Raw genomic sequence first — 21,353 nt, forward strand, 5'->3', positions numbered from 1 at the left:
GAACCATGTACGCGATACGGCAACACGCCTTCGGCGCACCGGACATGCTGGTGTACGAGGAGGTGGACACCCCGGCGCCGGGCCCGGGCGAGGTCCGCGTCGCCGTCACCGCCGCCGGGGTCCACGTCATGGACACCGTGCTGCGCGCGGGCCGCGAGATGGGGATGGCCCTGCCGCGCCTGCCGATGACACCGGGCCGGGAGGCGGCGGGCGTGGTCGACGCGGTCGGCGCGGGCGTCGCCGAGGAATGGCTCGGTCAGCGGGTGGCCGCCTACCTGGGGCACGAGCGCAACGGCGGCTACGCCACGCATGCCGTGACATCGGCCGACTCCCTGCACCGGGTCCCCGACGGGGTCGACGACGACACCGCCGTCACCATGATCGGGACCGGGCGGACCGCGGTCGGCATCCTGGAGCAGGCCGCGTTGTCCGCCGGGGACGTCGTCGTGGTCACGGCTGCCGCCGGGGGCCTGGGCACGCTGCTCGTGCAGGCGGCACGGCGGGCGGGTGCCGTGGTCGTGGGCCTGGCCGGGAGCCCGCGGAAGCTGGAGGTGGTGCGGGAGCAGGGTGCGAACGGCGCCGTGGACTACACCCTGCCCGGCTGGGAGGAGCACCTGCGCGAGGCGCTGGGCGGCGTACCGTCGACCGTCGTCCTCGACGGGGTGGGCGGCCGGCTCGGGCGGGCCGCGGCCGAGTCGCTCGGTGCGGGAGGCCGGCACCTGTACTTCGGCTGGGTCTCCGACGAGGGCCGGTTCACCGGTTTCTCCCCCGAGGAGCTGGAGGCGTACGGCATCACCTCCCAACTGGCGGTGGGACCGGCGCTGTTCGGGCTGCCGGGCGGTATCCGCCGACTGGAGGAGACAGCGCTGCGGTGGGCGGCGCAGGGGCGGCTGAGCCCTGTCGTCCAGTCCTTCCCGCTCGCCCGTGCGGCGCGGGCGCACCACGCCCTGGAGACCCGGGCCACCGTCGGCAAGGTCGTCCTGCGACCGGAGGCCGCGGCGGCGTCACGGGGGCAGGAGCGGTAGGCCGGTCTCCTCGTGGCGCCACATGATCTCCTCGATGTGGGAGATCGCGGCGGCCAGGTGGCGCCGGTAGGTGCTGTACGGCATGCCCAGGCGCCGGGCAGCCGCCTCCTGGGTGGGTGCCCCCTCCACGAAGGCGAGGGTGGCGACCCGCAGTGCCTTGTCCCCTCCGCGCCGGGTGACGAGGCACGCCATGGCGTGGGTGAGCACGTCCCGCAGTTTCGTGCCGTGGTCGGTGACCAGGCGGCTGTGCCGCAAAGGGTTCAGCTCCAGGGCCTCCGGCCGCGTCAGGTCACGCAGCGCGGCCCGGACGGCGGCGGCGAACTCCGGGCGGCTCAACGCGGGTTCGGGGGCGCCGGGGAGCGGTGGGGGATCGGGAGCGCCCGCGCTCGCGGTCCCCGGGTCCGTGCCGGACAGCAGCGTGCGCTGCTTCTCCGTCAGCCACGCGCGCGGTGCCAGGTCGCGCCAGTCGTGGGCGAAGAGCCGGTAGGCCGATCCGCCGACGACGACGGGCCGCTCCAGCGCTGTCATGTCGCAGAACTCCATGTGCGCGTCCCAGAACCCGTCGTCGCGCAGCACGATGAACGACCACGCCAGTCCACTGTCCCGCAGGAGTTCGCCGAACATGCGCCAGAGCATCAGGTCCATGACGGGCGAGGGCCGCTGGTAGTGGCGCGGGTGGACGTGGAAGCGGCCGAGGGCGATGTGCTCGCCGGGCCCGAGCGGACCGTGGGACGTCACATGGTCCCAGGCCGCGGCCGCGACCGGGTCGTGCTCGCGGCCCTGGGCGGGCTCCGGTCGCAGCCAGGCGGAGAAGGCCACGGCGGGCGCCGTGCCGCGCAGCCGCTGCACCCGGAAGTCCTGGGGCCGGGTCCGCAGCCAGTACCGGACCGTCCCGGCCGAGTCGGGGCCTTCCGCCCGTTCGGCGAGGGCGAGGACCTGGGCCTCGTCCGACGGCCCGTACGGGTGGTCGTCGACGAGCCCGGGCAGGTGCCACAGGTGGCTCTGGTCCATGTGTCCCTCCCCTCGGTAGAGGAACTGGAGGGAACCGACCGTGTGCAGCAGCCGTTCGGACGGCGCGGAGCCGATCCGCTCCAGCAGGTGTCCGTGCAGCTTCCGGTACAGGCGGTCGAATCTCTCCGGGTCCCGCCAGCGCAGGTCGGCCGCCAGCGCCTCCCGGACGACGTCGTGGGGGAAGATCCCCTCGGCGCAGTGGTCGATGTACGGCTGCTCGCGCATCCACGCGAACAGTTCCGGGGCGTCCTCGCCCACCACGGCCCGCAGCAGTGTCTCGGTCGTCAGATGCGCCTGGGCGCAGACCTCCAGGGCGAGGCGGTGGCGCGGGCCCGGCAGGTGTCCCAGGATCTGGCGCAGCAAGGCGGCGACGACCTCCGGGGCGGGTCTCCAGGCGCCGGACGCGGGCAGGTCGATGCCCGTGGTCCGCGCCGTGTGGGCGGCGAGCGCCAGGGCGAGCGGGTGACCGGAGGCGAAGGCGAGCAGGGGCCCCCGCTCGGCGGGGGCGATCCCCCGCCGCTCCAGGAAGAGTTCCGCCTCGTCGGCGCCGAGGTCCGCCAGCTCCACCACCGCCAGCAGGCCGGCCCAGCCGGGGTCCGTCACCCAGTCGACGGTCGGCGCCCGCCGGCCCGCCACGACCACGAGGACGTCGTCGGCGAGGCCCGGCAGGAACTCCTCGCGCAGCCAGCCCTCCAGGCTCTGGCAGTGTTCGAAGGTGTCGATGAGCAGGAGCGTGCCCGGCGCGCGCACGGCCGCCGCGGCCGCTTTCTCGAACGCCTCCGGCGCCGCGGTCAGGGCCCGTCCGTCGACGTGGACCACGGGGCGGCCGAGGGCGCGGGCCTCCTTCGCGTACTGCCGCAGGAGCGTCGACTTGCCGATCCCGCCGGGGCCGTGCACGTACAGCACGGAGGCGGCGCCGGGGCGACCGGCGAGGGAGTCACGCAGCAGCGCCAGTTCGGTCCTTCTGCCGACGAACGCGGTGTCCCTCGCCGTGTTCACGCGCTCGGCGACCGTGCCGTGTGGCGGCGCTTCCATCTCGTGCCCTCCCGCACGCCACGTGCGTGCCGCGTTCCCAGCAGGGCCTTCTCACGACGGCCCGTCCTCGCCCGGCAACCCTAACGGGTGGCGAAATACCGCTGGAGCGCGGACAGGCCGCTGCCGTACAGGTCCGCCACGAGCTTCTGCGCGGCGGCGGAGTCCCCCGCGTCCTCCTGCGACTCGGCCGACCACTCGACGAATGCCTCGCCGGTGTCCGTCAGGGGCAGCACCCGCAGCGTGGAGACGCTGCGCCGGACGGGGAAGGGGTGCTCGACCAGTTCGTAGGTGAAGGCGCGTGCGGTGTCGTCGAGCGCTGTCAGGCGTTCCAGCACCGTGGTGTCCCCGCCGGCGAAGCGCAGGCGCCGCAGCGCGCCGACCGTCGCGGCCTCGCCTTCCTCCAGCACGCTCGACTCGATGGCCGGATGCCACTGCGGCAGGCCGTCGAAGGGGCGGACGACCTGCCATACGGATGCGGCGCCGGCGGGGACGACGGCGCTGACGTACGTGTGTGCCATGGATGCTCCTGATGAAGAGGTGGGAGAGGGAAGAAGGCGGGCGGGGCGGGGCTTTCGCAACACGCCCTAGACGCCCGCGGCGTCCAGGAGGTTCTGGGTGAGCGCGGCGAGACGCCTGCGGTAGGCGGGGTCGAGAGCGGCCGGCTCCGAAGGGTCGGCCTTCTCCTCGCTGTGGAAGTAGGCGCCGCTCACGTCGGCGACATCGGCGGCGTCCACCAGGCGTCGGACGGCCGCCACCCCCTTCTCCAGCGGCTCCTGGCTCGGCATGCCGGAGGACTTGGTCATGGTGGTCGCCATGAACGTCGCGGGGTGGACGGAGTTCGCCGTGATGCCGGAGCCGGCCAGTTGCTCCGCGAGGTCGGCGGTGTGGCTGATCAGCGCGAGCTTCGAGCGGCAGTAGGCGTCGGCCTGGGTGAAGCGGTGTTCGTGCTGCGGGTCGTCGAAGTCGAGGAGCTGCTGGCCGACGGAGGCGACGTTGACGACGCGTGCGGGGGCGCCCTCGCGCAGCAGGGGCAGGAGTTCGCGGGTGAGCAGCACCGGCGCGAGGTAGTTCACGGCGAGACGGAGTTCGTGACCGTCCTGGGAGAGGTCCCGCTGGGTGCTTGCGCCGCGGAAGCCCACGCCCGCGTTGTTGACGAGGACGTCGAGACGGTCGTGGCGGGCGCGGACGTCGGCGGCGAGCCGCTTGGTCGCGGCGAGGGACGACAGGTCGGCGGGGTAGACCTCGCCGCCCGTGGCGGCGGCGACCTCGGCGAGCCGCCCCCGGTGGCGGCCGTGCAGCAGCAGGCGGTGGCCGTCCGCCGCGAGATCCTCGGCCAGCGCGCGGCCGAGGCCGTCGGACGCGCCGGTGATCAGGATGGTTGCCACGTGGGCCCCTTTCGATGGGATGCGGCGTCACTCGACGCACGCCGCTCGACATGTGTCACCTTAAACCAACACCTGTTGAGTCCGCGCCACCCGACCACCTCCCCCGCTGGCTACGATGGGCAGGCTCCCCACCGGCCGGCATCGCCGCGGGCGCGGGACGGGAGCCGCGGAACGAGAGGAACTGGCGTGGCAGCCCGACGCACCGACACGAGCGCATCCCGAGAACCGGCTCAGGCCGCCCCCCGTAGCTGGGCGCGCCCCGCGAGCCGGGGGGACCGCCGTCTGGAGGCGCTGCTGGCCGCCGCGGAGACCCTGCTGGCGGAGAAGCCGTTCGCGGAGATCTCCGTCGGGGAGGTCGCCGCCAAGGCGGGCATCTCGCGGCCCACGTTCTACTTCTACTTCGACACCAAGCACTCCCTGCTGGCGGCCCTGCTGGAGCGGGTCATGCAGGACAAGCTGGAGATCGCGCTGCGCGGCTTCGGCACCACCGAGGCCGACCCGACACCGCAGCGGACGTTCGAGACCAACTACGCCGAGATCCTGACCCTGTGGCGGGAGCACGCGCCGGTGGTGCTGGCCGCGTCGGACGCCATGGCGTCGGACGCGGAGCTGCGAGCCGTCTACACCGGGCTGCTCGACCTGTTCATCACACCGGCCACGGCCTGGATCGAGCAGGAGCGTGCCACGGGCCGCGCCCCGGCGGGCACACCCGCCGCCACCCTCGCCACCACCCTGGTGTGGATGAGCGAGCGCAACCTGTACGCCGCCCTGGTCGGCATGGAGCCGCGCATCCCCGACGACCAGCGCGTGGCCGCGCTCGCCGAGGTGTGGATCCGCAGCGTCTTCGGCTCCGGGCCGCCCGCCCCGGCGGCCTGACGGGAGCCGCGCCCTCCCTCCTGAGAAGGGGGTCCCAAGGAGGAGGCGGGGCGTTCTTCTCCCTCTGCGGGCGCAGCGGTGGACGGGTCGGCCGGTTCTAGCGTGTGACGTGTCACCACGAACGGACACGTCGCGGCCCTCCTCTCACGAGGGCGTCGCGCGCGAGGAAAGCGGAAGCATGCCCGAGACGACGGACGAAGCAGCACACGACCTCCCCACCTCGTTCTCCCACACCGCCCTGGTCGTAGAGAACATCGAGGAAGCGGCGGTCAGGTTCGAGGACGTGTTCGGCGTCTCTTTCAGCAGTCCCGAGCACCACGTCCTCACGGGCGGCAGCGCCCGTTCCTCCCTGCGCATGAGCGTGTCGCTCACGCAGGAGCCCTATTTCGTCCTGGTCGAGGCGGTGGACGAGCCGGACGACGTGTTCGGCCGGGAGCAGGTGGGTTCCCTCGCCTACTGGGGCTGGTGGGAGGAGGACCCCGCCGAGCGGTTGCGGAAGCTGGAGGCGGAAGGCGTCGGGATCGCCGCGACGTACGCGGCGACGGCGGACGCGCCACCCGAAATGATCATCACCGAGGCCGATCTGTGCGGGACCCGGATCTGCTACGTGGCCCCGGCCCTGAGGGACCGCATGACCGACAAGGCCAGGCAGGAGGCGTCGAAGGGCCCCCTGCCCGCGTCCTACTACCACGTGGGCATGGTCGTGCCGGACATCGACGCGGCGATCCAGCGATGCGCCACGGTGTTCGGGGTGCCCTTCACCGACGCGGCCTGGACCGAGTCCCCGCATCAGGAAGAGGGGGACGTCGTCCACGCGCCGTTCCGCCAGCGCCAGGCGATATCCCGCACCCGCGAGCCGTACATCGAACTGATCGAGGCCACCGGCGACGGCGTCTTCGGCCCCTCCCGTGCGGGCGCCCTGATGTACTACGCCTGCTGGGAAACCGACATGACGTCCCGGCTCGCCCGGCTGGGCTCCCAGGGCTTCGGCATGGACGCCGTCATGCGGATGGGCGCCGGCGCGGACCCGATCGCCGCGATCACGTCGTACGACGACAAGGGAATCCGGATCGAACTGGCCGATGCCGCCGCGAAGCCGGTGATGGAGCACTGGGCGAGGACAGGGAAGCTCCCCACGTTCTGAACCCACCGGAGCCCCCTTTCGCCGCGGCAAAGACGCGCGGGGCGCACCCCCGGCCCCCGCACACGGACTCAACCGAGTCACACCTCTGGTGAGTCAGTTGGCACAGAGTCAGGAACAGTGCGCGGTCGGGCAGGGCGCCCGGCCCGTGTTCGGCGCGGTCCGGCGTCAGGGCAGGTCGTTGCCCGTGCTCGTCCTCTGCGTCGTCGCGATCGGCGGCGTGGCCGGGGCGTTGCCGACGGCGGGGGCTTTGCTGCTGGCCCGGCCCGCGCTCACGCAGGCGTGGAAGGATCGGATCGCCGCCCGGCAGTCCGAGGACGCCTTCTCGGCCGATCCCTCCGCCGTACTGCTCCCTGCCGATCGTCGGCCTCGTCGGCGCGGTGGTCCAGACGGCCTGCGCGCTGTGCGTCGCCGCCACGGAACGGGTCGCACCCTGGGCGTACGTCTGTTGTGGCGGCACACCCGCTCACGGCTCGGCCCGGTCTTCGTCGTGCTCCTGCTGCGCGGCGTTCGCACGCTGTCGCCGATGCGGGTGAGCGCGGCCCTCTGCGCGGGCGTGGGCTTCGCGCTCGACACGTGCACCGGGCTCGACCCGTTCCGTGGCGAAGGCCCGTTCGACACTCTGGGCGGCCTCGCGCTGATGCTCGCCCCGGGTGCGGCTCTGGTCCGCGCGCTGTTCCTGCCGGCTCCGGCGGCCTCACACGACCGGCCGCTCGGCGACACTCATGCGGCGGCGCGCCGCCCTGCCCTGGCTGGCCGGCGTCTGTCTTCTCGGCGCCGTGTCCGTGGGCGCCCTCTGGCTCCTGGTGCGGCGGGTCGCCGCGCCGCTGGGCAGTGTGGCGCGCGGGGCGGCGCTCGGCGGCGTCACCTCGGACCCGTACATCTCCTACACAGTGGAAGCACTGCTCCGGTCGCGGTAGCGCCACCGCTCTGGGCGGTACTCGCCCTGCCCGCGCTGCACACGCTCCTCGCCGCCGCCCATCTCCACCCTGCGGCCAGAGCCCTCGCCCCGCGCTTAATCTAACTAACTGGTAAGTTTAGGGAATGGTTCGCCACACGACATCCCGCGCCCGCATCCTCGCCGCAGCGGAAGACGTCTTCTACACCGGCGGCATCGTGGCCACGAGCGTCGACACCGTCGTACGCGAGGCAGGCGTGACGAAGCCGACCCTCTACGCCCACTTCCCGTCCAAGTCCGCCTTGGCCGCCGAAGCCCTCCGCGCGCGGCACGAGCGACGCACGGCCGAACTCGACGCCTGGCTGGCCGCGTACGAGCCGGGCGAGGAACGGCTGCTGGGGGTCTTCGCCTGGCTCACGGCCTGGTACGAGGAGGCGGGGGCCAGGGGGTGCGCGTTCATCAACGCCGCGGCCGAGACGTCACCGGCCGACGCCCTGATCGCCGGGTCCGTCCAGGAGGAGAAGGCGTGGCTGGTCGGGGTCCTGCGCGAGCTGTGCGCGCAGGCGGGCCTCGCCGACCCGGAGCAGGTCGCGTCCCAGCTCCTCCTGCTGATCGACGGCGTGGCCGCGCGCGTCGTCGTCCACGGGCACGAGGTCGCGTCCGCCGCCACCGCCGACGCGGCGCGGGCGGCCCGGACCCTCGTCGCCGCGGCGGCCGACCGCCATGCGTAGCCTCACCGACCGGCCCGTGGAGCGCGCCGTCAGGATGGTGTGCGGCCTCGCCCTGTTCGGGTTCTGCCTGGCGATGCTGGTGAAGGCCGATCTCGGAGCCGACCCGTGGACGGTGCTCACCCAGGGAGTCGCCCGGCTCACCGGGCTCTCGCTCGGGCAGGTCGTCATCGGGACATCGCTGCTCCTGCTGCTCCTCTGGATACCGCTGCGCCAGCGTCCGGGCCCGGGGACCTTCGCCAACGCCCTGCTCGTCGGCCCCTTCCTCGACCTGGGGATGGCGTGGATCCCCGACGTGCACCAGATGGCCGCGCGCATCGCCCTCCTGGTCGCCGCGATACCGGGCGTGGCCGTCGCCACGGGCCTCTACATGGGCGCCGGCCTCGGAGCCGGGCCGAGGGACGGCGTGATGACGGGCCTTGCCGAGCGCGGGACGCCGGTAGGGGTCGCGCGGGCCGGTATCGAACTGTCCGTGCTAATCGTCGGCCGGCTGCTCGGCGGCAGCGTAGGGGTGGCGACCGTGGCCTTCGCCCTCGCCATCGGTCCCCTCGTCGGCTACTTCCTGCCCCGGCTGCGGATCCGATGACCCCGACGCGACGACCGGCCGCGCCGCCACGTCGCGACGGGTGCTTGACACCGGGAGTGCGCCGATACTGACGTGGCACCAGCAGCAGGGGCCGCCTGCCGACGTCATGCGGAGGTACTGATGAAGATGTTGATCAACGTGGCCGAGTCCGTCGTCGCCGACGCGCTGCGCGGAATGGCCGCGGCCCACCCCGAGTTGACCGTGGACGTCGACAACCGGGTGATCCTGCGCCGGGACGCGCCGGTCGCCGGGAAAGTGGCGCTGGTGTCGGGCGGCGGGTCGGGGCACGAGCCGCTGCACGGCGGGTTCGTGGGCCCGGGGATGCTGGCCGCGGCCTGCCCCGGCGAGGTGTTCACGTCGCCGGTGCCCGACCAGATGGTGCGGGCCGCCGCCGCCGTGGACAGCGGGGCGGGTGTGCTGTTCATCGTGAAGAACTACACCGGCGACGTGCTCAACTTCGACATGGCGGCCGAACTCGCCGAGGACGAGGGCATCCAGGTCGCCAAGGTGCTCGTGAACGACGACGTCGCCGTGGTCGACAGCCTCTACACGGCCGGACGGCGCGGGACGGGCGCCACCCTGTTCGTGGAGAAGATCGCGGGCGCCGCCGCCGAGGAGGGGCAGCCGCTGGAGCGGGTCGAGGCGCTCGCCCGGCAGGTCAACGACAGTTCACGGAGTTTCGGGGTGGCGCTGAGTGCGTGCAGCACACCCGCGAAAGGGTCCCCGACCTTCGATCTGCCCTCCGGGCAACTGGAGTTGGGCATCGGCATCCACGGTGAGCCGGGCCGGGAGCGGCGGCCCATGATGACCTCGGGGGAGATCGCCGACTTCGCCGTGAACGCCGTCCTGGAGGACCTGAACCCGACGAGCCCCGTCCTTGTCCTCGTCAACGGCATGGGGGCGACTCCGCTGCTCGAACTGTACGGGTTCAACGCCGAGGTGCAGCGGGTGCTCGGCGAGCGCGGTGTGCCCGTCGCCCGCACCCTCGTCGGCAACTACGTGACGTCCCTCGACATGGCCGGCGCCTCCGTCACCCTGTGCCAGGCGGACGAGGAGCTGCTGCGCCTGTGGGACGCGCCGGTCAGCACGGCCGGCCTGCGCTGGGGCAGGTGAGAGCCCGCACCCTCGTCCACGTACCTACCACGCAAGGAGACCATGTGCTCGACGCCGACTTCTTCCGGCGCTGGATGGCGGCGACCGCTGCCGCGGTGGACCGCGAGGCCACCCGGCTCACCGAACTCGACTCGCCCATCGGGGACGCCGACCACGGCAGCAATCTGCAACGCGGCTTCACGGCCGTGCGGGCCGCCCTCGACAAGGACACGCCCGACACTCCGGGTGCCGTACTCGCCCTGGCCGGGCGGCAGTTGATCTCGACGGTCGGCGGTGCGTCGGGGCCGTTGTACGGCACGCTGCTGCGCCGCACCGGCAAGGCGCTCGGCGACGCCGCACAGGTGAGCGAGGCGGAGCTGGCGCGGGCGCTGCGCACCGGGGTGGACGCCGTGGCCGCGCTGGGCGGAGCCGCGCCCGGGGACAAGACGATGCTGGACGCGCTGGTACCGGCGGTCGACGCGCTCGACGGCGGGGACCTCGCCGCGGCGCGCTCGGCGGCGGAGCAGGGCGCGCAGGCGACGACGCCGCTCCAGGCCCGCAAGGGCCGGGCCAGTTATCTGGGGGAACGCAGCATCGGGCACCAGGATCCCGGTGCCACGTCGTCGGCGCTGCTGATCGGCGCGCTGGCCGAGGCCGCCGGGGAGGCCTCGTGACCGCCCCCGAGGCGCCCGTCGGGGTCGTGCTCGTGTCGCACAGCCGCGACGTCGCCGAGGCGGTGGCGCGCATGGCCACGGGGCTCGCCGGGGGCGGCACCACCGCCCCCGTGGCCGCCGCGGGCGGCACGGAGGACGGCGGCTTCGGTACGAGCGCGGAGCGGATCTCCGCGGCAGCGGCCGAGGTCGACCGCGGCTCGGGCGTCGCGGTCCTGGTCGATCTCGGCAGCGCGGTCCTCACCGTGAAGGCGCTGCTCGCCGAAGGCGACGAACTCCCCGACGGCACCCGCCTGGTGGACGCCCCGTTCCTGGAGGGCGCGGTGGCCGCGGTGGTCTCCGCGTCGGCCGGGGCGGACCTGGACGCGGTCGTGGCGGCGGCTTCGGAGGCGTACACGTACCGCAAGGAGTAGAGCCGCCGATGCGCGACGGGTGGCCCCGCGCCGTCCCCGGCCCGTGGCCGCCCGTCGTCCGCCCCCTTGATGCGGAGCCGGGACTCGTGCCATACAGGTCGTCTACAGGTCTGTACCAATACAGGTCTGTGCCCATCCGGTTCGAGCGGAAGGCACGCCCGTGCGACGCGTCCCCCCACGCACCTGGCTCCCGCGAGCGGCCTGCGCCGCCGCGCTGCTGACGGCCCTGACCGGCTGCGGTCTGTTCCCGGGCGATGACGGCAAGGCGGCCGGCCCCGCCCTGTCCGAACCGGTCGGTGTCACGGCGCAGGCCGGCAGCGCCACCTCCGTGCACGTCATGTGGAACCGTCCCGTGAGCACCACGGACGTCACCGGGTACGTGGTGTACCGGGGTGCGGCGCGGGTCCAGGAGCTGCCCGCCGAGCGGCACATGGTGGACGTCACCGGCCTGCGCGCCGAGTCCCGCTACGTCTTCACGGTGCGGGCCCGCGGCAAGGACGGCGCCCTGGGCCCCGCGAGCCGCCGCGTCACCGTCACCACCCCGGCCGCCGTCGCCGCGGACGGCACCGCGCCGAGCAGGCCCGCGGGGGTGCGCGGGCACGTGGACGGGGCGCGGGCGGTGTCCCTGTCGTGGCGGAAGGCGGCGGACGACAGGGGCGTCGTCTCGTACGACGTCTACCAGGGCGCCACGAGGATCCACAGCGTCGGCGGCGCGCGGACGCGGGCCCTGCTGACCGGGTTGCGGCCGGGGACCGCGTACACGTTCAGCGTGCGGGCGCGGGACGCCGCCGACAACGTCTCCCCCGCGAGCGAGCCGGTGCGGCTGACCACGGCGCGCGGCAAGGACGACGGGCCGGGGACCGCGCCGGACGACTTCCGCGCGACGACGCGGCGCGCCGACGGGGCGTACTTCCTCGAACTGGCGTGGACCCCGCCCGAGACCGGGGGCGAGGTCCCCGCGTACCAGGTGTTCCTGGACGGGCGCCAGGCGACGACGGTGATGTGGGGGCAGGGCGCGCCGTCGGGCACGGCGCGGTACAGCTTCTACATCGGCGCGGAGGCGGGCGTCCGGCACCGGGTGAAGATCCGGGGTCAGTTGCCGGACGGTACGTGGGGTGCCTTCTCCCCGGAGCGGACGGTGACGACCGGGCGCTGAGATCCCGTCGCCGGGGTGGCGGCCGGACGACGGAACGCGTCACCTGCCCGGCGGCGGCCCGCGTGCGGGCGGCGGCGTACGTCCGTTGAGTGGGCGGCAGGCAGCACGGGCATTGCCGACTCGGGCGGGGCACGGGACGAACCGCCTCCCGTGCCGCCGGAGGGCAGCCATCATGCGCACCACATCGCTCCGCGCTCCCCGCGCTCTGACCGTCGCGGCGGCGACCGCGCTGCCGTTGCTCCTCGGGGCGCCGGTGGCGTCCGCCGCGGGGGTCGACGTCGCGGCCGACGGTTCCGCGGTGACGGCCACGACGGACTCCTGCCCGCACGGCGGCACCGCCGCGCTGCTGAGGTCGGGGCAGGCCGACTTCGCCGGGGGCAGCCGGGCCGCGCTCGGCTCTGGCGGGGCCACCTGGCGGGACGTCGCGCCGGGGACGTACCAGGTGGTGGTCGCCTGCTCCGACGGGACGACCCTGGGGCCGGTGCCGGTGACCGTCCGGGCGGTCCCGGCCGGCTCCGCGACGCCCCGCCCGAGCGGCGCCGTGCGGGGCGGGCTCGGCGGGACGGTGCGGGAGGCCGGGACGCCCGCGCTCGTCGCGGGCGGAGCCCTGATCGCCGCCGCGGTGGGCGCCGTCTGGTACCTGCGCCGCCGCGCCGTGCGGCCCAACCCCTGACCGCTCCCCCGCCCCGGCGACGGCCCTCTTGTCGGCGCGGCACGCCCCGGCTTACCGTCCACGGAGCCGTGTGATCGTTCGCCGACATGCGTGGGGGCAGCGTGAGTTCAGGTCCTGTGGGCATAGCCGTCGTCGGGGCGGGCGTGATCAGCAAGCAGTATCTGGCCAACCTGGCGGGCTTCCCGGACGTACGTGTCCTCGCCGTCGCCGACCTCGACGCGCGCCGGGCCGAGGCGGCGGCGCGCGCCCACGGGATACCGGTCGCCGGGGACCCGGACACGGCCCTCGCGGTGCCGGAGGTCGAGCTGGTCGTGAATCTGACGGTGCCCGCGGCACACGTCGGGGTGGCGCGGGCGGCGCTGCGGGCGGGCAAGCACGTGTACGGGGAGAAGCCGCTCGCGCTGCTGCCCGGCGAGGCCGAGAAACTGCTGGCGGAGGCGTCCGAGCGGGGGCTGCTGGTGGGCAGCGCGCCGGACACGTTCCTCGGGGCGGGGCTCCAGTCGGCGCTGCGGGCCGTCGGGGCCGGGGACATCGGTGCGCCGGTCGCGGCGTCGACGGCGCTGCGCAGCCTGGGCCCCGAGGGCTGGCATCCGGACCCGGCGTTCTTCTACCAGCCGGGCGCGGGCCCCCTGTTCGACCTCGGCCCGTACTACCTGACGGCGCTGGTGGCGTTGTTCGGCGGCGTCGAGCGGGTCGCGGCGTCGGTGCGGCGGGCCCGCGAGAGTCGGGTCTTCGGGGCGGGCCCCGCGGCCGGGCAGTCGTTCCCCGTCGCCGTGCCCACCCATGTGTCGGCGCTGCTCGACTTCGCGGCGGGGCCGACGGCGACGACCGTGTTCAGTTGGGACTCGGCGCGCCCGCACATCCATTTCGAGGTGATCGGCACGGAGGGCACGCTGTCGGTCCCGGACCCGAACACGTTCGGCGGGCCGCTGCGGCTGCGGGCCAACGGCGCGGCCGACTGGGCGGAGCTGCCCGTGCGGGGCCGCACGGACGGCCGCGGGCTGGGCGTCGTCGACATGGCGCGGGCGATCCGCTCGGGCGGTGTCCCGCGGGCGTCGGGGGCGCTGGCCCTGCATGTGCTCCAGACGATGGCGGCGGTGACGGACTCGGCGGCGCGGGGCGCGTTCGCGCGGCTGCCCGCGCAAGTGGCGGGGGTGCCACCGCTGCCGGTGGACTGGGACCCGACGCTGGCGACCTTGTGAGGGGCGCCGCGGCGGCGCCTCATTCGTCGTCGGCGTCCGCCCCGAGGTCGGCGAGGGTCCGCTCCAGCCACTCCACCCAGAAGGTCTCCAGGTCGAGCCCGGCCCGCAGCACCGCGTGCTGCAAGCGGTCCGCCACCGAGTCCTTCTCCGGCGGGAAGTCCCGCTTCTCGATGGCCCGGTAGGTCTCCAACTGCCGCCTGTGCAGGTCGAGATGGCGGCGCAGTTCGGCGTCGATCCCGGCCGTGCCGACCACCGCGGCGGAGCGCAGCCGCAGCAGCAGCGGGTCCCGCAGCGTCTTGGGGTCCTGCGGCGCGGCGGTCCAGCGGGCCAGTTCCGCGCGGCCCTCGGGCAGGACCTCGTACTCCTTCTTCTGTCCGCGCGCGGGAACCTCCGGGGTCAGTGCGCGGATCAGCCCGTCGCGCTCCAGCTTGCCGAGCTCGCGGTAGATCTGCTGGTGCGTGGCCGACCAGAAGTAGCCGAACGACTTGTCGAAGCGGCGGGTCAGTTCGAGCCCCGACGACGGCTTCTCCAACAGGGCCGTGAGGATCGCGTGCGGCAGTGACATGGGGCCAGAGTAGGGGGCGGAGGGCGGTCACGCGGCCGGCGGGCCCGGCCACGTGACCGCCCGGTCCTGGGGGCCGCTCAGAGAGCGGCGGCGACCTCGGTGCCCTGCTTGATGGCGCGCTTGGCGTCCAGTTCGGCGGCCACGTCCGCGCCGCCGATCAGGTGCGGGGTGCGGCCCGCGGCGACGAGATCGTCGTAGAGGGAGCGCTTCGGCTCCTGGCCGGCGCACAGGACCACCGTGTCGACGGGGATGAGCGCCGGTTCGCCGTCGACGGTGATGTGCAGGCCCGCGTCGTCGATCCGGTCGTAGGTGGCGCCCGCGACCATGGTGACGCCGCGGTGGCGCAGTTCGGTGCGGTGGATCCAGCCGGTGGTCTTGCCGAGGCCCGCGCCGACCTTGGTCGTCTTGCGCTGGACGAGGTGCACCTGGCGCGGCGGGACGGGCCGCTCGGGGCGGCCGAGGCCGCCGCGCTCGGCGTAGTCCATGTCGACGCCCCACAGCCGGAAGTACGTCGCCGGGTCCTGGCTCGCCTTCTCGCTGCCGTCGGTGAGGTACTCGGCCACGTCGAACCCGATGCCGCCCGCGCCGATGACGGCGACGCGGTCACCGACGGGCGCGCCGTCGCGCAGGACGTCGAGGTAGCCGACGACGCTGGGGTGGTCGACGCCGTCGATGGCCGGGATGCGGGGGCTGACGCCGGTGGCGACGACGACCTCGTCGTACGCGTCGAGGTCGGCGGCGCCGACCCGGCGGTTCAGCTCGACCCGCACGCCGTGCTGTTCGAGCTGGGTGCGGAAGTAGCGCAGGGTCTCGTCGAACTCCTCCTTGCCGGGCACGCGGCGGGCGACGTTGAGCTGGCCGCCGATCTCGCCCGCGCCGTCGAAGAGGGTGACGTCGTGGCCGCGCTCGGCGGCGGAGACGGCGCAGGCGAGTCCGGCGGGACCGGCGCCGACGACGGCGACGCTCTTGCGCACCCGGGTCGGGGACAGCACGAGTTCGGTCTCGTGGCAGGCGCGCGGGTTGACGAGGCAGGAGGTGATCTTGCCGCTGAAGGTGTGGTCGAGGCAGGCCTGGTTGCAGCCGATGCAGGTGTTGATGGCCTCCGAGCGGCCCGCCGCGGCCTTGTTCACGAAGTCCGGGTCGGCGAGCATCGGGCGCGCCAGGGAGACCATGTCGGCGGCGCCGTCCGCGAGCAACTCCTCGGCCAGTTCCGGGGTGTTGATGCGGTTGGTGGTGACGAGGGGCACGGAGACCTCGCCCATGACCTTCTTGGTGACCCACGTGTACGCGCCGCGCGGCACGGAGGTCGCGATGGTCGGGATGCGGGCCTCGTGCCAGCCGATGCCGGTGTTGATGATGGTGGCGCCGGCCGCCTCGATCTCCTTGGCGAGGTGCACGACCTCTTCGAGCGTCGAGCCACCGGGGACCAGGTCCAGCATGGACAGCCGGTAGATGAGGATGAAGTCGGGGCCCACGCGTTCGCGCACGCGCCGCACGATCTCCAGGGGGAAGCGCACGCGGTTCTCGTACGAGCCGCCCCAGCGGTCGGTGCGCCGGTTGGTGGGCGCGGCGATGAACTCGTTGATGAGGTAGCCCTCGGAGCCCATGACCTCGACGCCGTCGTAGCCGGCCGCCTTGGCGAGTTCGGCGGTGCGCGCGAAGTCCTCGATGGTCTGCTCGATCTCGGCGTCGCTCAGCTCGTTCGGGACGAACGGGCTGATGGGCGCCTGGATCGGGCTCGGCGCGACCAGGTTCTCGTGGTAGGCGTAGCGGCCGAAGTGCAGGATCTGGAGGGCGATCCGGCCGCCCGCGGCGTGCACGGCGGCGGTGACCTCGCGGTGCTGCTCGGCCTCCGCCTCGGTGGTGAGCTTGGCGCCGCCGTCGTAGGGGCGCCCGGCCTCGTTGGGGGCGATGCCGCCGGTGACGATGAGGCCGACGCCGCCGCGGGCACGGGTCGCGTAGAACTCGGCCATGCGGGCGAAGCCGTTCTCCGCCTCCTCCAGACCTACGTGCATCGAGCCCATCAGGACGCGGTTGGGCAGGGTGGTGAAGCCCAGGTCGAGCGGGGCGAGCAGGTGCGGGTAACGGGACATGGGGCCCTCCGTGCGCGGCGAACGTCGTCACTGTTGTAGACGACACCGGACCCCTTATGCAACAAGTTGCAAAAGAGAGCTGCGCCACGCAGGCAAGCCTTACCCGCGCATCAGGCGCCCACGTCGGCGACCTCGGCCACCCATCCGTACGGCAACTCCTCGCCGTCCACGGTCACCGCCTCCACGGTGCGGGTACGCGGGTCGATGTCGGCCTGCACCCCCTCACCCTCGTAGCGCGGGTAACCGGACGCCCCCACGGCGCCGGTGGCGGTCACCGCCACGGTCCGCAACGGATTGCCGTGATCGGGACGACCCTCGGCGTCGGTCAGGCGGGGCTTGAGGACGACGGTGCAACGACTGGGCACCTCTGCTGCGTGGCTCATGTTCGGAGGCTAATGCGCGCCGCGCGCTCGCGCCCGCCGTTCCGGCCGCACCGCACGGCCTGGGTTGTAGTATGCAACCAGCGCCTCGGAAAGGAACCCGCACGTGGCAGAGCCCGACCGTCCCGCCGACCGCGCGTCGGCCGTGGAGACCATCCAGCGCGAGCTGACGTCCTTCGCCCGCCGCGCCAGGGCGACGGCGGCCCGGATGCACCCCGAGCTGTCGCTCGTCTCCTTCACCCTGCTCAGCCATCTCGACGAGCGGGGCGGGTGCCGCGCCACCGACCTCGCCGCGCACTACGCGCTGGACAAGTCCACGGTCAGCCGGCAGGTCGCCGCGCTGGAACGCGCCGGTCTGGTCATGCGGCGCGTCGACCCGGACGACCACCGCGTCCAGGTCCTGCTCCCCACCCCGGCGGGCGCGGAGATCCTCGCGCAGGTGACCGTCAGCCGCCGACAGATGTTCGGGGAGCGGCTCGCGGACTGGTCCGTGCGGGACCTGGCCCGGTTCGCCGCCTACCTGGAGCGCTACAACGAGGCTTCACGCGAGAACTGAACCCCTATACGGACGCCGTGAGTCGGGGCACGCGCGCGGCGCGGAAGCGGGTCGTGCGGCGCAGCTCGAAGCCCAGGGACTCGTAGAGCCGGAGCGCGTTCGTGTTGCCCGCGCCGGTGTGCAGGAACGGGGTCTCGCCGCGCTCCCTGATCCCGGCGGCGACGGCCCGCACGAGCCGCCCGGCCAGGCCCTGACCGCGCTGGTCGGCGTCGGTGCACACGGCGCTGATCTCGGTCCAGCCCGGCGGGTGCAGCCGCTCCCCCGCCATCGCCACGAGGACGCCGCCGCGCCGGATGCCGAGATACGTGCCCAGCTCGATGGTGCGCGGCAGGAACGGGCCGGGCCGGGTGCGCGCCACCAGGTCGAGCATCTCCGGCACGTCTGCGGGGGTGAGCCGGACCGCCTCGGGATCGTGCGCCGCGGCCACCCCGGCATCGACGAGCTGCACGCCCGGGACGTCCGCCGTCAGCTCCCAGCCCGCGGGCAGGGGGCGGGTCGTGCCCGGCAGCGGCACCTGCGCGCCGGGCCCCGCGAACGTGGCGAGGTCCGCCCAGTCCTCGGGCCCCGGATCGTCGGGCAGCGCCAGCCAGGGCGAGACGTCGACGGGGTAGCGCAGCACCCGGCCGCGCCGCTCGGCGAGATGGGCGTGCGGGCCGGTCAGCGCGGCGTACGCGGGGTTGTCGAGCGGATGCGCGGGCGCGCCGGGGGCGGGCACCGACGCGCGGCCTTCGTACGTCTGCGTCTCGGTCATCCGGACCCTTCTCTCATGACTCGGCTCGGCGTTCCATGGTCGCGCCGCACCATGAAACCCCCAGGTCAGAGCCTGCATTCCCCGATACATGCAGTGTTCACGAGGTCGCAACGCGTTCATGCGCGCGCAATGCGCCCGCAGGCTTGCGCGCCCCCGCGAGGGGTCGGCGTTGCCGCGGGTGAGCGCCCTTGGCATGCTGGCGCGATGCCGCCCATGTCGCTGTCCGAGCGCGCCGAGGCCCTGCTCGACGCCGCCACACTGCCCCTCGTCCTCGCGGGCGACCCCGTCCTGCGGCGGCCCGCCGAGCCGTACGACGGGCAGCTCCCCGACGCGCTCCTGAACCGGCTGATCGAGCGGATGCGGGCCACGATGCACGCGGCGCCCGGGGTGGGCCTGGCAGCGCCGCAGATCGGTCTGCCGCTGCGCCTCGCCGTCATCGAGGACGAGTGGGACGTGCCGGCCGAACTGCGCAGGGCGCGCGGCCGTGCCCCGCAGCCGTTCCGCGTCCTGATCAACCCGTCGTACGACGACGCGGGCGGGCGCCGGGTCGCCTTCTACGAGGGGTGCCTGAGCGTGCCGGGCTACCAGGCCGTGGTCGCCCGGCACGAGCGGGTGCGGTTGCGCGCCCTCGACGAGCGGGGCCGCGCGGTGGACGAGGAGATCGGTGGCTGGCCGGCGCGGATCGTCCAGCACGAGACGGACCATCTCGACGGCACGCTCTACCTGGACCGCGCCGAACTCCGCTCGCTCGCCTCCGTCGGGACACCCGCGCAGAAGGAGCGCTGGAACCAGCCCACGCCCCGGCTCGCCGCCCAGGAACTGGGGTTCGACCTGCCGCCCTCCGACTGATGGTCAGTCCGGTCGCGGCATCTCCCCCTTGGTCGAGGTGACGTCGATGACGGTGAACGCCGCGCCCTGCGGGTCACCCACCGCCGCGAACCGGCCGAAGGGGCTGTCGACCGGCCCGAAGTGCAGCGTGCCGCCGAGGCGGCGGACGGTGGCGAGCGCCGCGTCGCAGTCCTCGACGACGAAGTACACGTTCACGTACGACGGCACGTGCTCGGGGAAGTCGTCGGTCATCCGCATCCGGCCCAGGACCGGGCTGCCCGCGAGCTGCCAGACGTCGAAGTCGACGTGCTCGTCCGCCATCTTCCTCACCTCGTAGGGGAAGACGGAGGTGAAGAACGCGTCGGTCCGCGCGGCGTCGCGGGAGTTGACCTCGGCCCAGCAGAAGGCGCCGGGCTCGTTGACCGCCTCGAAGCCCTCGTGCGAGTCGGCCTGCCAGACGCTGAAGAGGCAGCCGGTGGGGTCCTGCGCGGTGACCATCGTGCCGAAGTCGCCGACCCGCATCGGTTCCATCGACAGCGTGCCGCCCGCGCTCTTGACGCGCTCGGCGGTGGCCGCGATGTCCGTGGTGGCGAAGTACAAATTCCAGGCGGCCGGGACACCTTCCATGCCGGGCATCTGCGGCGACAGCGCGGCAGCGTTCTTGCCGCTCGCCGTCCGCGCCTGGGTGTAGTCGCCGAACTCCTCCGCGCCCGTGTCGTAGGACCAGCCGAACAGTTCGGCGTAGAAGCCCTTGGCGGCCTCCAGGTCAGTGAACATGGCGTCGGCCCATACGGGCGCGCCCTCGATCTGTGCGGCCATGACGCGCCCTTCCGTCGGGTGCGCCGGGCGCGACGAGGCCCGGCGCCCCCACCACGCTAGGCCGCCGGCACGCACCCCGCATGCGCTGATTCGCTGCGGGAACCGCCCCCGTCGACCTGTGCGCGGGTCCACGGGGGCGGGGCGGCGGGTCAGGCCTGGGCGAGCTGCGGCTCCGGGAGCGGTGCCGGGGTGAGCTTCGGAAGCCACCGCTGGGTGGTCCGTACGTAGCCGTACACCACGGAGGCCATCGCCAGGAGGAGGAGAGGCCCGAACACCCACGGGTGCCTGCCCATCTCCAGCGGCAGGTAGCGGTAGGCCACCAGGAGCAGCGTGAAGACGGCCGTGCCGTAGGCGACCAGCCGGACCGCGGCGCCGTCCCAGCCGCGCTCGAAGGCGCGCATCGCCGTCTCGATGGTGACCGCGAAGACGACACCGGCGACGAGGTCGGCACCGTAGTGGTAGCCGAATCCCAGCGTGGCGGTGAGCGTGGCGACCAGCCAGAAGGCGCCCGCGAACCGCATGAGCCGTGAGCCCTGGCGCGAGTGGATGAAGAGGGTGGTCGCCCACGCGGTGTGCAGGCTGGGCATGCAGTTGCGCGGGGTGATCTGGTCGAACGGGACCGAGTGCGGGGCGCTGAGCAGCGTCGGGGTGTCCGGCCAGAGCTGTGCCACCGCCCAGGGTCCGCCGTCGGCGCCGAAGGCGAAGACGGGGCCGACCACCGGGAAGATCATGTAGACGGCGGGTCCGAGCAGGCCGATGACCAGGAAGGTGCGCACCAGGTGGTGGCCGGGGAAGCGGCGCTCGACCGCCACGTTGCGCAGTTGGTACAGCGCGAGGATGGCCGCCGCCAGCGGGAGTTGTCCGTAGACCAGGTGCAGGACGTGGTCGGCGGCCGGGCCGCCCGCGGTGACCAACTGGCCCATGAGCCAGGAGGGGTTGCCCAGCGCGTGGTCCGCGGTCGCGACGTACGGGTCCAGGACCGTCGGGCGGGACTTGGAGGTGATGAGCAGCCAGGTGTCGCCGGTCTTGTGGCCGTCCACCAGCAGGAGTCCGAGTCCTACGCCCTTCAGGAGCAGGGTCCGTTCGGAGCCGGTGCGGCGCACGAGCGCGACGACCACCCAGCCGATGATCACCCACAGCGCGCCGTTGCCGAAGGACTGGTGGGCGCCGGCCGCCCATCGGACCAGGGCGAAGACCACGTCGATGCCGACGGCGGCACCCAGCGAGACGAGCCGTTGCCGCCAGGTGAGCACCACCATCATCAGCGCGAGACCGGCGTACAGGAGCGGTCCCGAGCGGGGCGCGAGGATCACCTCGCTCACCTGGTTGGTGATCGGCCCCGGCAGTCCGTAGTGGCGCGCGGCGATCTCCAGCGCGACGTGGAAGGCGAGGATCGCCGCACCCGCCGCGACCCAGAGCATCACCCGCGGCTGGCGCCACGCGGAGAGCGAGGTTCTGCATCGTATGCG

The 21,353-nt window shown here is 73.7% G+C and carries 23 protein-coding genes; 14 read left to right on the forward strand and 9 right to left on the reverse strand.

The window, feature by feature from the left end; all coding sequences use genetic code 11:
- The first annotated feature begins 5 nt into the window (after positions 1 to 5).
- A complete protein-coding gene (locus tag ACIRF8_RS19840) occupies positions 6 to 1,025 on the forward strand; it encodes a zinc-binding dehydrogenase (protein ID WP_404216606.1) in 1,020 nt (339 codons plus the stop codon).
- Here the strand turns inward: ACIRF8_RS19840 and ACIRF8_RS19845 are convergent.
- The 3 genes from ACIRF8_RS19845 to ACIRF8_RS19855 all read right to left on the reverse strand — a co-directional run bounded on the left by ACIRF8_RS19845 (position 1,005) and on the right by ACIRF8_RS19855 (position 4,456).
- Positions 1,005 to 3,071: an ATP-binding protein gene (locus ACIRF8_RS19845; protein WP_404216608.1), complete on the reverse strand. Its 2,067-nt coding sequence runs from the start codon at positions 3,069 to 3,071 to the stop codon at positions 1,005 to 1,007. The two genes, ACIRF8_RS19840 and ACIRF8_RS19845, sit on opposite strands and share 21 nt — an antisense overlap.
- 80 nt (positions 3,072 to 3,151) lie before the next feature.
- A complete protein-coding gene (locus ACIRF8_RS19850; protein ID WP_404216610.1) occupies positions 3,152 to 3,589 on the reverse strand; it encodes an SRPBCC family protein in 438 nt (145 codons plus the stop codon).
- A gap of 66 nt (positions 3,590 to 3,655) precedes the next feature.
- On the reverse strand, positions 3,656 to 4,456 hold the full coding sequence (locus tag ACIRF8_RS19855) for an SDR family NAD(P)-dependent oxidoreductase (protein WP_404216612.1): 801 nt from the start codon (positions 4,454 to 4,456) through the stop codon (positions 3,656 to 3,658).
- A gap of 186 nt (positions 4,457 to 4,642) precedes the next feature.
- On the opposite strand from ACIRF8_RS19855, the gene ACIRF8_RS19860 reads away from it, so the two are divergent.
- The 11 genes from ACIRF8_RS19860 (at position 4,643) to ACIRF8_RS19910 (ending at position 13,892) form a co-directional block, all read left to right on the forward strand.
- Positions 4,643 to 5,332, forward strand: coding sequence for a TetR/AcrR family transcriptional regulator (locus tag ACIRF8_RS19860; protein ID WP_404216614.1), 690 nt, complete (start codon positions 4,643 to 4,645; stop codon positions 5,330 to 5,332).
- 178 nt (positions 5,333 to 5,510) lie between these two features.
- Positions 5,511 to 6,476, forward strand: a complete 966-nt coding sequence (locus ACIRF8_RS19865) for a VOC family protein (protein ID WP_404216616.1) — start codon at positions 5,511 to 5,513, stop codon at positions 6,474 to 6,476.
- Positions 6,477 to 7,198: 722 nt separating this feature from the next.
- A complete protein-coding gene (locus ACIRF8_RS19870) occupies positions 7,199 to 7,393 on the forward strand; it encodes a hypothetical protein (protein ID WP_404216618.1) in 195 nt (64 codons plus the stop codon).
- A 124-nt stretch (positions 7,394 to 7,517) separates the two neighbouring features.
- Positions 7,518 to 8,102: a TetR/AcrR family transcriptional regulator gene (locus ACIRF8_RS19875; protein ID WP_404216620.1), complete on the forward strand. Its 585-nt coding sequence runs from the start codon at positions 7,518 to 7,520 to the stop codon at positions 8,100 to 8,102.
- Positions 8,095 to 8,685, forward strand: a complete 591-nt coding sequence (locus ACIRF8_RS19880) for a YitT family protein (protein ID WP_404216622.1) — start codon at positions 8,095 to 8,097, stop codon at positions 8,683 to 8,685. Before ACIRF8_RS19875 ends, ACIRF8_RS19880 begins: the two co-directional genes overlap by 8 nt.
- Before the next feature lie 120 nt (positions 8,686 to 8,805).
- The gene (gene dhaK, locus ACIRF8_RS19885) at positions 8,806 to 9,798 is read left to right on the forward strand and encodes a dihydroxyacetone kinase subunit DhaK (RefSeq protein WP_404216624.1); all 993 of its coding nucleotides are present in this window, start codon (positions 8,806 to 8,808) and stop codon (positions 9,796 to 9,798) included.
- Positions 9,799 to 9,842: 44 nt separating this feature from the next.
- Positions 9,843 to 10,451 carry a dihydroxyacetone kinase subunit DhaL gene (dhaL, locus tag ACIRF8_RS19890; protein WP_404216626.1) on the forward strand — a complete coding sequence of 203 codons (609 nt, stop codon included), beginning with the start codon at positions 9,843 to 9,845 and terminating at the stop codon, positions 10,449 to 10,451.
- Positions 10,448 to 10,861, forward strand: a complete 414-nt coding sequence (locus ACIRF8_RS19895; RefSeq protein WP_404216628.1) for a PTS-dependent dihydroxyacetone kinase phosphotransferase subunit DhaM — start codon at positions 10,448 to 10,450, stop codon at positions 10,859 to 10,861. The genes dhaL and ACIRF8_RS19895 overlap by 4 nt, the downstream gene beginning before the upstream one ends.
- Positions 10,862 to 11,021: 160 nt before the next feature.
- Complete coding sequence (locus ACIRF8_RS19900; protein WP_404216630.1) at positions 11,022 to 12,017, forward strand: fibronectin type III domain-containing protein; 996 nt, start codon at positions 11,022 to 11,024, stop codon at positions 12,015 to 12,017.
- A gap of 172 nt (positions 12,018 to 12,189) precedes the next feature.
- A complete protein-coding gene (locus ACIRF8_RS19905) occupies positions 12,190 to 12,690 on the forward strand; it encodes a hypothetical protein (protein WP_404216632.1) in 501 nt (166 codons plus the stop codon).
- Between the two features lie 101 nt (positions 12,691 to 12,791).
- Positions 12,792 to 13,892: a Gfo/Idh/MocA family protein gene (locus ACIRF8_RS19910; protein WP_404216634.1), complete on the forward strand. Its 1,101-nt coding sequence runs from the start codon at positions 12,792 to 12,794 to the stop codon at positions 13,890 to 13,892.
- Between the two features lie 19 nt (positions 13,893 to 13,911).
- On the opposite strand, the gene ACIRF8_RS19915 is transcribed toward ACIRF8_RS19910, so the two are convergent.
- From ACIRF8_RS19915 to ACIRF8_RS19925, 3 genes are all read right to left on the reverse strand, one after another.
- On the reverse strand, positions 13,912 to 14,457 hold the full coding sequence (locus ACIRF8_RS19915) for a PadR family transcriptional regulator (RefSeq protein ID WP_404216636.1): 546 nt from the start codon (positions 14,455 to 14,457) through the stop codon (positions 13,912 to 13,914).
- Between the two features lie 77 nt (positions 14,458 to 14,534).
- Positions 14,535 to 16,550 (reverse strand): FAD-dependent oxidoreductase, encoded by a 2,016-nt coding sequence (locus ACIRF8_RS19920; RefSeq protein ID WP_404216638.1) that lies wholly within the window; start codon positions 16,548 to 16,550, stop codon positions 14,535 to 14,537.
- A gap of 110 nt (positions 16,551 to 16,660) precedes the next feature.
- Positions 16,661 to 16,933, reverse strand: a complete 273-nt coding sequence (locus tag ACIRF8_RS19925; protein ID WP_404216640.1) for a hypothetical protein — start codon at positions 16,931 to 16,933, stop codon at positions 16,661 to 16,663.
- A gap of 103 nt (positions 16,934 to 17,036) precedes the next feature.
- Here ACIRF8_RS19925 and ACIRF8_RS19930 point away from each other — a divergent pair, with 103 nt between their 5' ends.
- Positions 17,037 to 17,486, forward strand: coding sequence for a MarR family winged helix-turn-helix transcriptional regulator (locus ACIRF8_RS19930; protein ID WP_404216642.1), 450 nt, complete (start codon positions 17,037 to 17,039; stop codon positions 17,484 to 17,486).
- A 4-nt stretch (positions 17,487 to 17,490) separates the two neighbouring features.
- Here the strand turns inward: ACIRF8_RS19930 and ACIRF8_RS19935 are convergent, their stop codons facing one another.
- A complete protein-coding gene (locus tag ACIRF8_RS19935; RefSeq protein WP_404216644.1) occupies positions 17,491 to 18,237 on the reverse strand; it encodes a GNAT family N-acetyltransferase in 747 nt (248 codons plus the stop codon).
- A 204-nt stretch (positions 18,238 to 18,441) separates the two neighbouring features.
- On the opposite strand from ACIRF8_RS19935, the gene def reads away from it, so the two are divergent.
- Positions 18,442 to 19,086: a peptide deformylase gene (gene def, locus ACIRF8_RS19940; protein WP_404216646.1), complete on the forward strand. Its 645-nt coding sequence runs from the start codon at positions 18,442 to 18,444 to the stop codon at positions 19,084 to 19,086.
- Between the two features lie 3 nt (positions 19,087 to 19,089).
- Here the strand turns inward: def and ACIRF8_RS19945 are convergent, their stop codons facing one another.
- Together ACIRF8_RS19945 and ACIRF8_RS19950 are read right to left on the reverse strand one after the other, a co-directional pair.
- On the reverse strand, positions 19,090 to 19,884 hold the full coding sequence (locus ACIRF8_RS19945) for a VOC family protein (RefSeq protein ID WP_404216648.1): 795 nt from the start codon (positions 19,882 to 19,884) through the stop codon (positions 19,090 to 19,092).
- Between the two features lie 149 nt (positions 19,885 to 20,033).
- A complete protein-coding gene (locus tag ACIRF8_RS19950) occupies positions 20,034 to 21,305 on the reverse strand; it encodes a phosphatase PAP2 family protein (protein WP_404216650.1) in 1,272 nt (423 codons plus the stop codon).
- Positions 21,306 to 21,353 lie beyond the last annotated feature (48 nt).

The organism is Streptomyces sp. NPDC102406, from assembly GCF_044765725.1.
In the GTDB taxonomy this organism is placed as follows: domain Bacteria; phylum Actinomycetota; class Actinomycetes; order Streptomycetales; family Streptomycetaceae; genus Streptomyces.

Excerpts from the sequence above, each read along its gene's own strand:
- ACIRF8_RS19850 (WP_404216610.1), bottom strand. The coding sequence starts at position 3,589 with ATGGCACACACGTACGTCAGCGCCGTCGTCCCCGCCGGCGCCGCATCC.
- dhaK (WP_404216624.1), top strand. The coding sequence starts at position 8,806 with ATGAAGATGTTGATCAACGTGGCCGAGTCCGTCGTCGCCGACGCGCTG.
- ACIRF8_RS19845 (WP_404216608.1), bottom strand. The coding sequence starts at position 3,071 with ATGGAAGCGCCGCCACACGGCACGGTCGCCGAGCGCGTGAACACGGCG.
- ACIRF8_RS19920 (WP_404216638.1), bottom strand. The coding sequence starts at position 16,550 with ATGTCCCGTTACCCGCACCTGCTCGCCCCGCTCGACCTGGGCTTCACC.
- ACIRF8_RS19875 (WP_404216620.1), top strand. The coding sequence starts at position 7,518 with ATGGTTCGCCACACGACATCCCGCGCCCGCATCCTCGCCGCAGCGGAA.
- ACIRF8_RS19945 (WP_404216648.1), bottom strand. The coding sequence starts at position 19,884 with ATGGCCGCACAGATCGAGGGCGCGCCCGTATGGGCCGACGCCATGTTC.
- ACIRF8_RS19915 (WP_404216636.1), bottom strand. The coding sequence starts at position 14,457 with ATGTCACTGCCGCACGCGATCCTCACGGCCCTGTTGGAGAAGCCGTCG.
- ACIRF8_RS19870 (WP_404216618.1), top strand. The coding sequence starts at position 7,199 with ATGCGGCGGCGCGCCGCCCTGCCCTGGCTGGCCGGCGTCTGTCTTCTC.
- ACIRF8_RS19840 (WP_404216606.1), top strand. The coding sequence starts at position 6 with ATGTACGCGATACGGCAACACGCCTTCGGCGCACCGGACATGCTGGTG.
- ACIRF8_RS19925 (WP_404216640.1), bottom strand. The coding sequence starts at position 16,933 with ATGAGCCACGCAGCAGAGGTGCCCAGTCGTTGCACCGTCGTCCTCAAG.
- ACIRF8_RS19905 (WP_404216632.1), top strand. The coding sequence starts at position 12,190 with ATGCGCACCACATCGCTCCGCGCTCCCCGCGCTCTGACCGTCGCGGCG.
- def (WP_404216646.1), top strand. The coding sequence starts at position 18,442 with ATGCCGCCCATGTCGCTGTCCGAGCGCGCCGAGGCCCTGCTCGACGCC.
- ACIRF8_RS19880 (WP_404216622.1), top strand. The coding sequence starts at position 8,095 with ATGCGTAGCCTCACCGACCGGCCCGTGGAGCGCGCCGTCAGGATGGTG.
- ACIRF8_RS19950 (WP_404216650.1), bottom strand. The coding sequence starts at position 21,305 with ATGCTCTGGGTCGCGGCGGGTGCGGCGATCCTCGCCTTCCACGTCGCG.
- ACIRF8_RS19865 (WP_404216616.1), top strand. The coding sequence starts at position 5,511 with ATGCCCGAGACGACGGACGAAGCAGCACACGACCTCCCCACCTCGTTC.
- ACIRF8_RS19935 (WP_404216644.1), bottom strand. The coding sequence starts at position 18,237 with ATGACCGAGACGCAGACGTACGAAGGCCGCGCGTCGGTGCCCGCCCCC.